The organism is Kitasatospora sp. NPDC097605 (assembly GCF_040302725.1).
Taxonomy (GTDB): Bacteria; Actinomycetota; Actinomycetes; order Streptomycetales; family Streptomycetaceae; genus Kitasatospora.
Map to the genome: position 1 here is coordinate 66,186 of NZ_JBEOSF010000028.1, position 15,651 is coordinate 81,836.

Below are 15,651 nucleotides of genomic sequence, written 5' to 3' on the forward strand. Positions count from 1 at the left end.
CCCGCCGGGCCCGGCCCCGGGGCCGGCCGGGGGACCGAAGGGGAGGCCGGCCCATGACACCTGAGCCGATGCTGGGGCGCAGCCGCGAGTGCGGAGTGCTGGAGGAACTGCTCGACGCCGTGCGCGGCGGCGGGAGCCGGGTCCTGGTGCTCCGTGGCGAGCCGGGCGTGGGGAAGACCAGACTGCTCGACCACGCCGGCGCCCGGGCGCGGGGGTTCCGGACCGCCCGGGTCACCGGCGTCCAGTCCGAGATGGAGCTTCCGTACGCGGGGCTGCACCAGTTGTGCGCCCCGTTCCTGGACCGGCTCGGTCGCCTGCCGGCCCCGCAGCGCGACGCGCTGGGTACCGCGTTCGGCCTGACCGCGGGCACCCCGCCGGACCGCTTCCTGGTCGGCCTCGCCGTCCTCAGTCTGCTCGCCGACGCCGCCGCGGAGGATCCGCTGGTCTGCCTCGTCGACGACTCCCAGTGGCTGGACGAGGTCTCCGTGCAGACGCTCGCCTTTGTCGCCCGGCGTCTGCTCGCCGAGCGGATCGGCCTGGTGCTCGCCGTACGCGAGGCATCCCCGGACCGCTGGTTCACGGGGCTGCCGCAGCTCACGGTCGGCCGGCTCGGCGACAGCGATGCCCGCGCGCTCCTGGATTCCGTCCCGGGCCGGCTCGATGAACTCGTCCGCGACCGCATCGTCGCCGAGACCCAGGGCAACCCGCTGGCCCTGCTCGAACTGCCCCGCGGACTCGGCCCCGAGGAGCTGGCCGGGGGCTTCGGACGTCCTGACGCGCGGCCGCCGGCCGGGCAGATCGAGCACGGCTTCCTGCACCGGATCCAGGCTCTTCCGTCCGCCGCCCGGCACCTGCTGCTCCTCGCGGCGGCCGAGCCGGTCGGGGACGTCGCCCTGCTGGCGTCGGCGGCCGCGCTGCTGGGCATCGAGGACTCCGCGGTCGCGTCGGCCGAGGCGGCAGGTCTCGTCACCGTCGGTACCAGGGTGCGGTTCCGCCACCCCGTGGTGCGCTCGGCGGCCTACCGGGCCGCGACGCCCGAGGCCCGGCAGCAGGTGCACCGTGCTCTGGCCGAGGCGACCGACCCGGACACCGACCCCGACCGCCGGGCCTGGCACCTCGCCAACGCCGCGGGCGGCCCCGACGAGGAGGTCGCCGCCGAACTGGAGCGCTCCGCGGGCCGGGCGCAGGCCCGTGGCGGGGTCGCGGCCGCCGCCGCGTTCCTGGAACGGGCGGCGGAGCTCACCCCCGAGCCGGCCGCCCGCGCCGCCCGGGCGCTGGCGGCGGCGCAGGCCAAGTACCAGGCCGGAGGCTACGACACCGCGCGCGAGCTGCTGGACGCCGCCGCCCTCGGCCCGCTGGACGAGCGCCGGCTCGCCCAGGCGGACCTGCTGCGCGGGCGGATCGCGTTCGCCTCCCAGAGCGCCGGCGGCGCTCTGCCGGTGCTGGTGAGGGCCGCCGGCCGCCTGGAGGCGCTGGACGCCGGACTGGCCCAGCAGACCTACCGCGACGCGCTGCACGCGGCCCTCATCGTCGACCGGCCGCCGAGCGGTGCCGGGCTGGCGGACATCGCGCGGGCCGCGCTCGCCGCACCGCCCGGACCGCCCCCGGAGCAGAACGACCTGCTGCTGCGGGGCCTGGCCGCGATGACCGTCGACGGCTACCCGGCGGGCGCGCCGACGGTGCTCCGCGCGCTGGGCACCCTGTGCACCGAGGAGGTCTCGGCGGAGGAGGGCCTCGGCTGGTTCCCGCTGGCGGCCCGGATGGCCTTCAACGTCTGGGACTTCGACAGCAACACGGTGCTCTCCACGCGCCTGGTCGAACTGGCCCGCGCGACCGGCGCGCTGTCGGTGCTGCCGTCGGCCCTCCTGCAACTCGTGTCCAACCGTGTCCTGGCCGGCGAACTGGAGCACGCGGAGGCGCTGATCGCCGAGGCGCAGGCGATCGGCGAGGCCACCGGCAGCCGCTACCTCGCCCACTACGCGACGCTGGTGACCGAACCGTGGAAGGGCCGCGAGGCCGAGGTGCTCAGGGCGATCGACGCCATGGCCCGGGACGCCGGACCCGGCCACGGCGGGGCCGGCGGCGTCCCCGGCGCCGGTGAGTGGGCGAAGGCGGTTCTGTACAACGGGCTCGGCCGCTACGACGAAGCCTGGACCGCGGCCGAACGGGGCGCGGAGAGCCTCCAGGAGCTCGGCCTCGCGATCCGGTCGACGGTCGAACTCGTCGAGGCCGCCGCCCGCAGCGGCCGGCCGGCCCGCGCCGCCGAGGCGGCCCACCGGATCGCAGGCCTCGCCCGGGCCAGCGGCACCGACTGGGCTCTCGGCACCTCGGCCATGGTCCGCGCCCAGGTGAACGCGGGGGCGGCCGCCGAGACCCTCCACCAGGAGGCCGTCGAGCGCCTGGGCCGCGCCGGGGTGCGGATCACCCATGCCCGCGCCCGTCTGCTCTACGGCGAGTGGCTTCGCCGCGAGAACCGCAGGGTCGACGCCCGCGAGCACCTGGGGGCCGCCTACCGGGTGCTGAGCCGGATCGGGGTCGAGGGCTTCGCGGAGCGCGCGCGGCGGGAGTTGCGCGCCACCGGCGCGACGGCCCCCAGGCGCCCGATCGAGTCGCGGGCGGCCCTCACCGCCCAGGAATCCCAGATCGCCCGCCTGGCCGGGGGCGGGATGACCAACCCCGAGATCGGGGCCCAGCTGTTCCTCAGCCCGCACACGGTCGAGTGGCACCTGCGCAAGGTGTACACGAAGCTCGGCGTCACCTCCCGCAAGCAGCTCGGCGGCGCCCTTCTCGAAGGCACGGCGGCCACGGCCTGAGCCCCGGTGCCGTCCGGTGGCGCGCCCTTCCCGGCTCCCCGGGGGAAGCGCCACGGGGCACCGGGGCGGCGGACCACGCACCGTCCGGGGCGCCCTGGCGGGGACGGTCGCGGGAGCGTGCTCGGCGGGGGCATCGACGGATGCCGCAGACGAAGACGGAGCCGTGATGAGCGTGTTGACCGATGTGGCCGGTACGCGTGCGGACACCAGGCAGGCTGCCGGGGAAGGCACCCTGGACGCGGCCGCGGCCGCGTTCGAGGGGATGCGGCCCCGCCTCTTCCGCACCGCCTACGGGATCCTGGGCAGTGCGGTCGAGGCGGAGGACGTGGTCCAGGACGTCTGGCTGCGCTGGCAGCTGACCGACCGCTCGGCGGTGGTGAGCCCCCTGGCCTTCCTGGCGCGCGCCACCACCCGGATGGCGCTGAACGTGGCCCAGTCCGCCCGGTCGCGCCGCCAGGCTCCGCTCGGCCCCTGGCTGCCCGAGCCCGTCGACCCCGGCAGCGAGCCCGAGGCCCTCGTGCAGCGGGCGGAGGAGCTCGCGTCCGCGCTGCTGGTGGTCCTGGAGCGGCTCGCGCCCACGGAGCGGGCGGTGTACATCCTGCGCGAGGCCTTCGAGTACGCCTACGCCGACATCGCCGGGATGCTGGGCCTCAGCGCCGTCAACGTCCGCCAGATCTCCAGCCGGGCCCGCCGCCGGCTGGCCGCCGCTCAGCGCGGAGCCGTCGACGAGGAGGAGCACCGGCGGCTGCTGGCGGCCTTCGTCGCGGCCGCCAGGGCCGGGGACACCGCAGCCCTGGAGTCGCTGCTGGCGGCGCGGTGACCGGGGCCTGCGCGGCCGTTCCGGGCACCGCCGCACCCGCCCCCGCCCCGCCCGCGGCACACCGGGCGGAGCGGGGGCGGATCGCCGCCCCTGCTCCGCCCGTCCGCCCGGGCTGCCGCGGGGAGGCCCGCGGGACCGCTATCGCCGGATCACCCGCAGGTGGTCCCGGACGTCCTGCCACGTCGCGAACGTGCCCACGCCGCCGACCGTCAGCGGCGGCGTGGAGGGGACGGTGGTGATGTCGATCGCGAACTTGGAGATGGACCCCCAGGCGCCGCGCAGCGCCCGCAGCCGGGGGTTCGAGACCTCGAAGAAGGCGCCGCCGTTGCGCCCGGCGATGACCGCGTCCCAGGTGTCGCGGAAGTCGGTGAACCGGGCGGCCTCCGAGAACGCCCCGATGAGCTTGATCAGCGACCGGGCGACGTTCGCGCGGCCGGCCGCGTTGTCCATCGACTGGTCGGCCTTGCCGACGGTCTCGGCCGAGCCGATGAACCCGTTCAGCCATTCGAGCGTCGGCTCGTCCCCGGCGGTCGAGATGAGCGAGCCGTAGCTGCCGCCGAAGGCCAGCGTGTTCACCTGGCCGCCGCGGCCCATCTCGGTGCGCACGTTCTCCGAGGCGTCGTTGAACGCGTACAGCTTTCCGCTCTTGGTGCGGAAGCCGCCGACGTAGAGGTTCGCCGGGTTGAAGTAGAGGCTCGACAGCTCCTTGCCGTCGCCGTCCTGGAGCCGCAGGGCGATCAGGCCGGGCGGTGTCGCCTGGGTGATGTAGACGTCGTCGTCGCGGAACTGCCGCCCCGCCGCCTGGCGCAGGTGGATGAGCGCCGTGTGGTATCCGGCGACGTTGCCGCCGGTGTAGTTGTGGTCGAGCTTCACCTCCACGACCTTGGTGGTGCCGTCGGGTGTGTCCGCCCGGGCCGGGGACGCGGCCCCGAGGCCCGGGACGGCGACCGCGGCGGCCACGGCGAACGCCAGCAGGGCACGGACCCCGCGGCGCTGGAGAACTGCTGTTGTCATTCGGTACTCCCGGTGGGTGGGTGCCGGCGACCCGAGGGCCCGGCGTCGGAGGGGGCGTTCCCGCTCCCGAAGAGGAAGACCGGGAACACCCCCGTTCTGTGACGGATCGTCAGTGATCGGTCGAGCGGTCCATGTCGAGACCTGCCGCGTGCCGCCCCGGGGGGCTCACTGCGGGATCTCCTTCCAGGTCCACAGGTCCGCGGCGGCGGGGCTCTCGGTCACGGCGAGCCCCCGGGCGTTCCCGCGCGAGGTGAGGTACAGCGGCTGCCCGTCGGCCGTGCGCTGGGTCAGCCGCACGCCCGGGGTGGCGTGCCGGTCCGGTGCGTCGGTGCACCAGAGGTAGCCGGGGTGGTCGGGCCGGAAGGCGTCCATCGTCAGGAGCGCGTCGTGCCGGGGGTACGGGTCGGATCCTGAGGTGTTGACGTACCTCCCGTTGTTGAGGAGGTAGTAGCAGTAGTCCTCGCCGATCCGGTCCGCGGAGACGGTGGTGAACTGCTCGCGGGCGCCGTGGCCGTCGACCACCAGGTCCAGCGGGAGGCCGGGACTGGTGCTGGTCGGCACGCCGACCACCAGGTCCTGCGGATCGTCGTCCTGCCTCAGCAGCTCGTCCACGTCCAGCGCCTCGGTTCCGGGGTCCTGGAAGAACCACCGCTGGGAGGCGTCCGTGGAGTCGAAGTCGCGGAGCATCACCTCCTCGCCGTCGGGCCCGTCGACGGCGGCGAGCACCTGTGCGGTCTCCGCGTTCAGCACGATCCAGGTGCCGTCGCCCATGTCGATGACGCTCCAGATCTGCGTGAGCCCCTGGTCGCCCTCGGGCAGCAGCACCGCCGGTGTGTTCAGCAGGCCGAACTCCTGGGTCAGGTAGGTGCGGGTCATCCGGTGCAGGATGCGGTACTGGTCCCGGTGGTCGGCGGCCGGCTCCAGGACGAGGGTCGCCATGGCGCGGGTGTCGCGGTTGAGCGGCCGGGAGCCGAGCCTGCGGCCGCCGCTGCCCGTGCCGCTGCCGGGCTTGCTGGTCGGGTAGGGCGCGTTGGTGGTCCTGGCGGAGCGGGCGGTGCGGTCCCCCTTCGGCTTCGTCCTCGGCGTGGGTGCCGGCGTCGGCGTCGCCGGCGTTTCGCTCGCCGGGAGGGACAGCGTGAAGACGACGGGGAAGTGGTCCGAGGTGGTGACGGAGTCGACCCGTTCGGCGCCGAGGAAGCGCAGGTTCGGCTCCCCGAACCGGGCCGCGATGGCTCCGAAGTCGTAGTTCATCGGGGGCCGGTTGTCGTTCACCGGGAAGGTGTGATCCTGCACCCCCTCGATGTCCCACTGGGCGCGCATCCTCCGCCGGAACGCGGTGAGATCGGTGTTGAAGTCGCCGAAGACGGCGGTGGGCCGTCGGTCCGGTGTGACCACGCGGGTCCTGATGGTGTTGAGCAGGGTGGTGGCGTTCTGGCCGCCTCCGGTGTCCATGTGCACGGTGAAGTAGACCGATTCGCCGATCCGCACGCCGAGCGCCGGCCGGGAGTTGTTGGTCCCGGAGCCGGAGGGGACGACGAAGATCCGCCCCGTACCGGTGGGGTCACCGGGGTCGAAGGCCCGTTGCCGCGTCCAGATGGCCAGGTTGATCTGGCCGACACCCGTGGTGCTGGTGTCCGTCTGGAGCCAGTACAGGTAGCCGCTCACACCGGCCACGGTGTGCGGGTACTCGCGGACGGGGGGTGTGTCGATGACATCGCCCTGGGCGGTCCGCCGCTGGTACGAGGACTGCGGGATGGCGATGTGGGCGGCGTTGATCCCCAGCGGGAACGGCGGGGCGCCGGCCTCCTGGAGGAGGATCACGTCGGGCCGGTAGGTGTTGACCATGCCCCGCAGGCTCGACTGCCATTTGTCGGAATTGTTGTTCGAGCCGGTGATGCGCTGGCCGCGCATGTTCCAGGTGATCACCTTGCGGTCGCCGTCGGCCCGGGGGTCGAGTTCGCCGCCGGTGTACCGCAGGAACAGGGAGTGGCGCTTGCCCACGTCGAGCGGCACCACGCCCTGGCCCGTGTAGTCCAGCGTCTCGCGGCCGGTCCAGTCGGCGATGGCCTGCCCGCCCTGGCCGAGCGGCCGGAACAGGTCCGGTTCCTCGCTGTCGGAGCCGAACTGGAAGGCGGTGCCGGCCCGGCTGCCGTAGGGCCCGTACGGCTCGAACGGGCCGCCCGGGACGGTCTGTTTGAGCATCGTGTTGTTGTAGAAGACGTTCTGCGGGCCCGAGGAGCCGGACCACTTGCCCGCCTTGGGACCGGCCGCCCACCAGATCGGGTACCACGTCCCGTCGTCCATCTCGCCGCCCTCGCCGCCGCAGTTGGCCTGGCAGCTGCCGGAGCGGTGCTCGTACGGGATTCGCAGGGTGTTCTGCTCGAAGAGGTTGTTGTGCTCCCATCCGCCGTGCAGGTTGAGGTCGGAGTCGAGGTCGTTGCGGAAGGCGACGTTGCCGCCGGCCGACCACTGGAAGGTGAAGTGGCGCAGGTTGCGGCTGACGTTGTGGGCCCACAGCGAGTCCCAGACCCGGCTGCCGCGCAGGTAGCCGTTGCCGCCCTTGCCCTTGTTCCAGGCGCCGTCGAAGGTGTTGCGCTCGATCTGGAGGTTGCGGGCGTTCTCCGTGACGATCGGGTGCGAGCCGGTCATCTCGGCCTTCAGCCCGCGCGCCCAGCTGTTGGCGGCCCATTTGAAGACGATGCCGTGCATCGCGTACTCGGGCGCCAGGTTGCCGTAGTTGTGCACGGCCTGCCCGGGCGTCAGCTGGTAGGACTCCTGGCCGCCGATCCTGGGCAGGCCGTTCATGTCCTGGGTGAATGCGAAGTCCTCGAAGCCGACTCCTTCGACGGTCTTCAGCGGGGTGATCTTGCTGGCGTACGGGGTGCCGCTGCCGTTGATCGGCGGCGAGCCGTCCGACTCGGAGTTGACCGGCAGGTCCCACTCCAGCGAACGGTCCAGGGTGACCGTCTTGGCGGTGGCGTCGATGCGGACGACCTTGAACATCTGCTGGCGCATGTGGAGCGCCTCGATCATGCTCGGATCGGTGATGCCCTGCTGCGCGTAGAAGTTCCTGCTGTTGGCCGCGCCGACCCAGACGTAGCCGCCGGTGCGGAACTTCTTCATGTCGACCTTGGCGTCCAGCCGGACGACCGACGACCCCTGCCGGGCGGAGTAGCCCGGGTCGCCGTCCTGGGCGGCCAGCTTCAGGCCGGAGACCCAGTGCTGGTTGACGCTGCCTTCGAAGATGTCCTTGCGCATGGGGACGGTCGAGGCCGCCTCCCAGTCGTCCTGGTAGCGGGCCGCGACCTCGCGGGTCTGGACCCGGAACATGCCGCGCCCCGGCCACATCCAGCCGCCGGTGCCGACGTCGCTCCCGGTCCCGGCCACCATGCTGTCCTGGTCCCAGCGGCCGTTGACCACGGTGTCGTACCGGGTGCTGAGGTCGGGCCGGAAGACCAGCCGGGTGCCGCCCGGGCCCGAGCCCTTTCCGCGAAGGGTCAGGAAAGCGGCGTCCACGTAGACCTGACGGGACAGGTCGACCCGGCCGGCGGGCAGTTCGATGAGCGAGAGCCGGTTGAAGTCGGCCTTGGGGGAGCACTCGTTCCTGATGTCGTCGATCGCCCGCTGCAGCCCGGCGGTGTCGTCGGCCCCGTCGTCCGCGCGCACGCCGTAGGTGGCGGCGAGTCTCTGCGGGGAGATGCGGCAGGCGGCGTCCTCGGTGAGGGCGGACTCGCCGCGCGGCAGGTCCTGGCCGCCCCGGTAGCCGACGCGGGACCAGTCCGGCATGCCGATCGGCGGGGCGGCGCGGTTGGCGTAGCTCAGGTCCGGTTCCTCGGCGGCCGCGGTCGCGGCCCCGGACGCGGCCCCGGACGTCGCCGCCGGGGCGGGGACCGCCGGTGGGGCGGGCGCCGGGGCCGCGGTGGCGAGTTCCGGTGCCGCGAACGGGATCACCAGGGCGGCCAGGAGGGCCGCCGCTGGTCGGAGGTGTTTCACGTGGCCTCGCTTCCTGTGTCGTGTTGCCGTAGGAGCTGCCGCCCGTCCCGCCGGGCGCACCCGTGCCGGAGGTCGCGGCGTTCGCTCCCGAACGGGGAGACCGGTTGCGCACACGGTTTGTGACACCTCGACGGACTTCGGTCGCGAGGCGTCGCCGGTTGTCACAGACCGGACCGCACGCCGGTCTTCATGGGTGATCGGACGGCACGGCCCGCCACGGCGCCGTCGAGGACTCCGGTCGAGGCCCTTCGTGAGGAGAACACCCATGACCCAGGTCGACTTCGCCCGCCCCGGTGCCGCCGGGCTCGACGAACCGGTTCCGTCGCGCTACGCGTTGAAGGTCGGTGACATCGACGTGACGGTGATCAGCGACGGAGTGCTGCCGATCTCCCCCACGACGCTGGCCACGAACGCCCCCGCGGCCGATCTGAAGGCCTGGCTCGGGGACATGTACCTGCCGCTGGAGTCGATCAACTGGCCGCTGAACGTGGCCGTCGTCCGCAGCGGCGGCCGGACCGTCCTGGTCGACTCCGGCCTGGGAACCGAGTTCCCGGGCTTCCCGCGGGCCGGGCAGCTGGCCGCGCGGCTGGACGCCGCCGGGATCGACCCGGCGTCGGTGACCGACGTGGTGCTCACCCACCTGCACATGGACCACATCGGCGGGCTGCTCGTCGAGGGGCTGCGGGGTCGGCTGCGCACGGACCTGCGGGTCCACCTGGCCGCGGCCGAGGCCGAGTTCTGGTCGGCGCCCGACTTCTCCCGCACCGACATGCCCGCGCCGGTGCCGGACGTGCTCCGCCGGACCGCCGCACGGTTCCTGGACGTGTACCGCGGCCAGTTGCGGCCGTTCGAGAAGGAGTACGAGGTGGCGCCGGGCGTCGTGATCCGCCGCACCGGCGGTCACACCCCCGGCCACAGCGTCATCCGGCTGGAGTCCGGCGGCGACCGGCTGACGTTCGCGGGCGACGCCGTGTTCCAGTGCGGGTTCGACAAGCCCGACTGGCACAACGGCTTCGACCACGACCCGGAGGAGTCGGCCCGCATCAGGGTCCGCCTCCTGACGGAGATGGCGGCGACCGGCGAGCAGTTGGTGGCCACCCACCTGCCCTTCCCGTCCGTCTGCCACGTGGCGGACGCCGGCAGCGGCACCTTCCGTTTCGTGCCGGTGGTCTGGGACTACTGACCCGGACCACCGGACACCCCCGCCGTGCGCGGGAGGTCAGCCCGCCGACCTCCCGCGCACGGCGCGCCCGCGCACCCGTACCCCATCGAGTGGAGGACCCCTGTGGAGCGTCCCGTACCGGACCCGCACGCGCCGGAGCCGCACGCCCTGGACCCGCACGCGCCGGACCCGCACGCCCTGGACCTGAACGCGCCCGACCCGATCGTGCTCGACCCGATCGTGCTCGACCCGACCGGGCGTGCCCGTGAGGCCGAGACCGCCGAGCTGATCGCGCGCGGTCCCGCGACACCGGTCGACATCCTGGGCGTCCGGGCCTGGTCGGTGTCCGACCCGGTCCTGCTCGAGGACCTGCTCAAGGACCCCCGGGTCTCCAAGGACGGCCTGCTGCACTGGCCCGCGTTCGACGAGGCGGTCCGGACCTGGCCATTGGCCCTGTGGGTGAGCGTGCGCAACATGTTCAACGCGCACGGCGCCGACCACCGGCGGCTGCGCCGCCTGGTGGGCAACGCCTTCACGCCCCGCCAGGTCACCGCGATGACGGCGAGCATCGAGGAACTGACCGACACCCTGCTGGACGACCTGGCCGCGAGCGCCCACGGCGAGGTGGTGGACCTGCGCGACCGTTTCGCCCATCCACTGCCGATCCGCGTCATCTCCCAGCTGCTGGGCCTGCCGCACGAAGTGACCGAGGGCTTCCGGGACATGGTCGACAAGGTGTTCTCCACCACCCTGACCCCTGCGGAGTCGGCGGCCAACGGAGCGGCCTTCCAAACCATGCTGGAGGAGCTGATCGCGGCCAAGCGCCGTGCGCCGGGCGAGGACATGACCTCCCTGCTGATCGCCGCGCGCGACACCGAGTCCGACGGTGGCTCCGGCGCACTGAGCGAGGAGGAACTGCGCGACACCCTTCTGCTGATCATCACGGCCGGCTACGAGACCACCGTGAATCTGATCGACAACGGCATCACCGGCCTGCTCACCCATCCCGGCCAACTCGCCCTGGTGCGTGCGGGCCGGGCCGGCTGGGACGACGTGGTGGAGGAGGCGCTGCGCCGCGACGCCCCGCTCGCCCACCTGCCGCTGCGCTTCGCAGTGGAGGACATCGAGCTGCCCCACGGGGTGACGGTGCGCCGGGGCGAGCCGATCCTGGGCGGCTACGCGGCCGCTGGACGTCATCCGGCGCGTTACGGGGACACCGGAGCCGTGTTCGACGTCACCCGACCGGTCAAGGACCACCTCGCCTTCGGGCACGGCCCGCACTTCTGCCTCGGCGCGCCGCTGGCCCGCCTGGAGGGGCGTATCGCGTTGAGCCGGCTGTTCGCGCGGTTCCCCGGCCTCGCGTTCGCCCCGGACGCGCGGCTGGAGCCGGTCGCCTCGTTGATCTCCAACGGGCACCGCACCCTCCCGGTGCTCCTCGGCGAGCACGCTCCGGCCGCCTCCTGACGGGCCGCCTCCCGGCGGACCGTCCCCGGGCTCCCGCTCGCCCTGCACATGGGTCGAGCGGACGGCGGGCGGGCGTCCGCGAGGCTCCGGCACACAGGTTGCGACGTGGCGCCGTGTGACCGGGTCACGGTGCCATCGCCGGGCCCTGTCCGGGCGGACCACCAGGACGGGGCGCCGCAGCTTGTCTACGGGGAGGCGGAGGAGCAGACCGGCGAGGACGGCGCGGTCGGTGCCGGTGAACGTCGGCTTGCCGGCCGGGCGCTGCGGGACGAGTTGGTGCCGGAGCGCGAGGATCTCGATGTCCTTCTCCGCCCGCTGGACGGGCAGTGGAGGCCGAGACCGCTCACCGTCGTCGAAGGTCCGTGGGGACGGGGTCTTCGTCCGGTTCCGCCTCCGGTGCCGGGTCCGGCCGGTGTCTTGGCGTCAGGGCCAGGTACGCGAGTCCGCCCACCACCCCCGACAGGAGGAAGCTGCAGTCCACTCCGCCCGTCAGGGCGAGCAGTGGGCCTTGGTAGGAGGGCAGTGAGACGGCGAGCAGGCCGATCCCGGCCCCCAGTGCCCACGCCGCGGTGGCCTGGAGGTTCCATCCGGCCCGGTACCAGTACACGCCGCCGTGCGAGCGCCGGTTGAAGACCTGCAGAGCGTCGGCGTCGTACCGGCCGCGGCACCGCGCGAACCCGATCAGCGTGATCACCGCCCACGGGGTGCCGATCGCCGTGAGCAGCAGCACGAACGAGGTCATGGCTCCCTGCGCGTCCCAGGCGTAGTGGCCGACGAAGACGCAGGCCGTGGCGACCGCGGCGACGGCGTACGTGGCGCGGGCACGGGAGGCCCGCGGCAGGATCGCGTCCAGGTCGAGTCCCATGGAGTAGAGCATCAGTCCCGAATTGCCGACCGAGCCCGCGGAGGCCGCGAGGAGCAGCGGTACCAGGTACCAGGTGGGCGAGGTGGCGACGAGCGCGCCGGCGTAGTCGAGGGCGTCCTGCGCGGCGAAGGCCGTGAAGGTGCCGAACAGTTGCGGCACCAGCAGCCCCACGATCAGGCCGGCCCAGGTCGTGCGCAGGATCTTGCGCGGGGAGTGCCGGGCGGGCGAGATGTAGCGCGTGTAGTCGCCGAGCAGCGTGATGAAGGCGACGGGCCCGCTGAGTCCGCCGGCGAGGAAGGCGAGCAGCCAGGTCGGCCAGAAGGATCCGAGCAGGTAGCCGTCCGTGCCCGGCAGCGCGGTGGTCGTGAAGTGCGGCGCGTAGGCGGCGACGCCCAGGAGCAGCAGCGCGGTCATGCCGACGGAGAGGAGCCGGGACATGCGCAGCAGCATCCGGTAGCCGTACACGGCGGCGGCGGCGGTCGCGCCGGCCAGTACCGCGTACACGACGGCGTACACGGGCCCCGAGGTCGGCAGGCCGAACAGCCGGTGCAGGACGCCGGCCATCACGTCGCCGCCGATCCAGACGGTGAGCGCGGCGTAGCCGAGGCCGAGCAGGAGCCCGACGATCGAGCCGATCAGCCGTCCGCGCACGCCGAACTGCGCACCGGAGGAGGTCGACAGGTTGGTCGCCGTGCGCAGCGAGACCAGCGACAGCGGGGCCGTGAGCGTCGCGCCGAGCACCGTGCCCGCCGTGACCGCGGACACGGACTCCCACCAGTCCAGTCCGAAGGACGGCGGTAGCCAGCCGAAGACGATGACGCCGAGGGCGAGGTTGGATCCGAGCAGGATCGTGAACAGGTCGCGCGGGCCGCTGGTGCGTTCCTCGTCGGGGATGGTGTCTGCACCGCGTTGCTCTATCGGCATGTGGGGGCGCCTTTGACTCTTGCCGGCAGGGTGGGTTTGAACGATGCTCAATGTGAACTCATCGATTCAGTCGAGTCAATAGGCAGGGCTTGCGCATCTTGCGGGGAAAGTAGTTAGAGTGCCGCTCTAAACCAACGTGAACACGGAGGTGTGGTGGCGTGCGACTGACCCCCACGGAACGCGATCGGCTGCTGCTTTTCGGGGCCGCCGAGCTGGCGCGGGCGCGGAAGGCCCGCGGTCTGAGGCTGAACGTCCCCGAGGCGACGGCGCTGATCGCCGACACGGTCTGCGAGGCGGCTCGTGGCGGCGCCCGGCTCGCCGAGGCCATCGAACGGGCCCGCTCGGTGCTGGGCCCCGACGACGTCCTGCCGGGTGTGGCGGACGTCGTCAACGAGGTGCACGTCGAGGCGGTGTTCGACGACGGATCGCGCCTCGCGGTCGTCTCCGCGCCGTTCCGGGGCGCCGGCTCGCTCGGCGACGACGCCCCGGGCGCCGTCGTGCCGGGCCCCGATTCGCCCGCGCCCGAGCCGGAGCTGCGGCTGAGCGTGCGCAACACGGCCGCCGTGCCGGTGAGCGTCACCTCGCACTTCCACTTCTTCGAGGCCAACCCGCGGCTCGCCTTCGACCGCGCCGCCGCCTACGGCACCCGTCTCGCGGTCCCCGCCGGCTCCTCCGTGCGCTTCGACCCGGGCGCCACCGTCGACGTCGGGCTGGTGCCGATCGGCGGCGCCCGGATCGCGATCGGCTTCGCCGGCCTCGTGGACGGGCCGCTGGACGCACCCGGAGCCAGGGAAGAAGCCCTCCGCAGGGCCGCGGCCTGCGGCTACCTCGGAGTCGAAGGAGTTCAGGAATGAGCAGGCCCACCCAGCACAGCGACCACTGCGCCCCCGGCAGCCGGCACATCGACCCGCACGAGTACGCGGCCGTCTTCGGCCCGCGCGCCGGGGACCGGGTACGGCTCGGCGACTCCGGCCTGACCGTGCGCGTCGAGTCGGACTCCCAGAAGCCGGGCGACGAGTTCCTGGCCGGCTTCGGCAAGACCGCCCGGGACGGCCTGCACCTCAAGGCCGCCGCCGTCCGCGAGACCTGCGACGTCGTGATCAGCAACGTTCTCGTCATCGACGCGGTCCTGGGCATCCGCAAGGTGTCCATCGGCATCCGCGAGGGGCGGATCCACGCGATCGGCCGGGCCGGCAACCCCGACACCCTGGACGGCGTGGACGTGGTCGTCGGCACCGGTACGGCGATCGTCTCCGGTGAGGGCCTGATCGCCACCGCCGGGGCCGTGGACACCCACGTCCACCTGCTGTCGCCGCGGATCATGGAGGCCTCGCTCGCCTCCGGCGTCACCACGGTCATCGGCCAGGAGTTCGGCCCGGTCTGGGGCGTCGGCGTCAACTCGCCGTGGGCCCTGCGCCACGCGTTCAACGCCTTCGACGCCTGGCCGGTCAACATCGGCTTCCTCGGCCGCGGCTCCTCCTCCGACGAGGCCCCGCTGGTCGAGGCGCTGGCCGAGGGCGGCGCCTGCGGCTTCAAGGTGCACGAGGACATGGGTGCCCACACCCGCGCCCTGGACACCGCGCTGCGGGTCGCCGAGGAGTACGACGTCCAGGTCGCCCTGCACAGCGACGGCCTCAACGAGTGCCTCTCCGTCGAGGACACCCTCTCCGTACTCGACGGCCGGACGATCCACGCCTTCCACATCGAGGGCTGCGGCGGCGGCCACGTGCCGAACGTGCTCAAGATGGCGGGCGTGCCGAACGTCATCGGCTCCTCCACCAACCCGACGCTGCCCTTCGGCCGGGACGCGGTCGCCGAGCACTACGGCATGATCGTCTCCGTCCACGGCCTCAAGACCGACCTGCCCGGCGACGCCGCGATGGCCCGCGACCGCATCCGGGCCGGCACGATGGGCGCCGAGGACGTCCTGCACGACCTGGGGGCGATCGGCATCACCTCCTCCGACGCCCAGGGCATGGGCCGGGCCGGCGAGACCGTGCGCCGCACCTTCGCCATGGCCGCGAAGATGAAGGCCGAACTGGGCCCGATGGACGGCGACGGCGACTACGACGACAACGCCCGCGTGCTGCGCTACATCGCCAAGCTCACCATCAACCCCGCCATCGCCCACGGCCTCGCCCACGAGGTCGGCTCGATCGAGATCGGCAAGCTCGCCGACATCGTGCTGTGGCGTCCCCAGTTCTTCGGCGCGAAGCCGCAGCTCGTCCTCAAGTCCGGCTTCCCGGCCTACGGCGTCACCGGCGACCCGAACGCCGCCACCGACACCTGCGAGCCGCTCGTGCTCGGCCCGCAGTTCGGCGCCCACGGCGCCACCGCCGCCGACATCTCGGTCGCGTTCGTCTCCGCCGCCGCGGCAGCCCTCGACGCCGACCGGATGCCCACCCGCCGCCGCCGGGTCGCCGTCCGCGGCACCCGCGGCATCGGCCCGGGGAACCTGATCCTCAACTCCCGGGTGGGCGCCGTCGACGTCGACCGCGGCAGCGGACTCGTCACCCTCGACGGCGACCCGCTGCGCTCCGAGGCGGCCGACTCGGTCGTCCTCAACCGCCTCTACTTCCTCTGAACCGTCCGCCAT

At 73.2% G+C, this 15,651-nt stretch carries 8 protein-coding genes and 1 pseudogene; 6 read left to right on the plus strand and 3 right to left on the minus strand.

Going from position 1 to position 15,651, the window contains the following annotated elements; genetic code table 11:
• Positions 1–53: 53 nt before the first annotated feature.
• Positions 54–2,813, plus strand: a complete 2,760-nt coding sequence (locus tag ABTX81_RS27165; protein WP_350550465.1) for a helix-turn-helix transcriptional regulator — start codon at positions 54–56, stop codon at positions 2,811–2,813.
• Positions 2,814–2,979: 166 nt separating this feature from the next.
• A pseudogene (locus ABTX81_RS27170) lies at positions 2,980–3,621 on the plus strand (sigma-70 family RNA polymerase sigma factor); the annotation flags it as partial.
• Between the two features lie 150 nt (positions 3,622–3,771).
• Here the strand turns inward: ABTX81_RS27170 and ABTX81_RS27175 are convergent.
• Both ABTX81_RS27175 and ABTX81_RS27180 read right to left on the minus strand, forming a co-directional pair.
• Positions 3,772–4,647: a ribosome-inactivating family protein gene (locus ABTX81_RS27175; RefSeq protein WP_350550468.1), complete on the minus strand. Its 876-nt coding sequence runs from the start codon at positions 4,645–4,647 to the stop codon at positions 3,772–3,774.
• Positions 4,648–4,812: 165 nt separating this feature from the next.
• A complete protein-coding gene (locus tag ABTX81_RS27180) occupies positions 4,813–8,640 on the minus strand; it encodes an endonuclease/exonuclease/phosphatase family protein (protein ID WP_350550471.1) in 3,828 nt (1,275 codons plus the stop codon).
• Positions 8,641–8,905: 265 nt separating this feature from the next.
• Between ABTX81_RS27180 and ABTX81_RS27185 the strand changes: the two genes are divergently transcribed.
• Together ABTX81_RS27185 and ABTX81_RS27190 are read left to right on the plus strand one after the other, a co-directional pair.
• The gene (locus ABTX81_RS27185; RefSeq protein ID WP_350550474.1) at positions 8,906–9,823 is read left to right on the plus strand and encodes an MBL fold metallo-hydrolase; all 918 of its coding nucleotides are present in this window, start codon (positions 8,906–8,908) and stop codon (positions 9,821–9,823) included.
• A gap of 216 nt (positions 9,824–10,039) precedes the next feature.
• Positions 10,040–11,266 carry a cytochrome P450 family protein gene (locus tag ABTX81_RS27190; protein ID WP_502892872.1) on the plus strand — a complete coding sequence of 409 codons (1,227 nt, stop codon included), beginning with the start codon at positions 10,040–10,042 and terminating at the stop codon, positions 11,264–11,266.
• A 343-nt stretch (positions 11,267–11,609) separates the two neighbouring features.
• Here ABTX81_RS27190 and ABTX81_RS27195 read toward each other — a convergent pair whose 3' ends face one another.
• Positions 11,610–13,055 carry a cytosine permease gene (locus tag ABTX81_RS27195; RefSeq protein ID WP_350550476.1) on the minus strand — a complete coding sequence of 482 codons (1,446 nt, stop codon included), beginning with the start codon at positions 13,053–13,055 and terminating at the stop codon, positions 11,610–11,612.
• 158 nt (positions 13,056–13,213) lie between these two features.
• Here ABTX81_RS27195 and ureA point away from each other — a divergent pair, with 158 nt between their 5' ends.
• Both ureA and ABTX81_RS27205 read left to right on the plus strand, forming a co-directional pair.
• The gene (gene ureA / locus ABTX81_RS27200) at positions 13,214–13,909 is read left to right on the plus strand and encodes an urease subunit gamma (RefSeq protein ID WP_350550479.1); all 696 of its coding nucleotides are present in this window, start codon (positions 13,214–13,216) and stop codon (positions 13,907–13,909) included.
• Positions 13,906–15,639, plus strand: coding sequence for an urease subunit alpha (locus tag ABTX81_RS27205; protein ID WP_350550482.1), 1,734 nt, complete (start codon positions 13,906–13,908; stop codon positions 15,637–15,639). Before ureA ends, ABTX81_RS27205 begins: the two co-directional genes overlap by 4 nt.
• The last annotated feature ends 12 nt before the right edge of the window (positions 15,640–15,651 follow it).

Coding starts and splice junctions, on each gene's coding strand:
- ABTX81_RS27175 (WP_350550468.1), bottom strand. CDS start 4,647: ATGACAACAGCAGTTCTCCAGCGCCGCGGGGTCCGTGCCCTGCTGGCG.
- ABTX81_RS27165 (WP_350550465.1), top strand. CDS start 54: ATGACACCTGAGCCGATGCTGGGGCGCAGCCGCGAGTGCGGAGTGCTG.
- ABTX81_RS27185 (WP_350550474.1), top strand. CDS start 8,906: ATGACCCAGGTCGACTTCGCCCGCCCCGGTGCCGCCGGGCTCGACGAA.
- ABTX81_RS27195 (WP_350550476.1), bottom strand. CDS start 13,055: ATGCCGATAGAGCAACGCGGTGCAGACACCATCCCCGACGAGGAACGC.
- ABTX81_RS27205 (WP_350550482.1), top strand. CDS start 13,906: ATGAGCAGGCCCACCCAGCACAGCGACCACTGCGCCCCCGGCAGCCGG.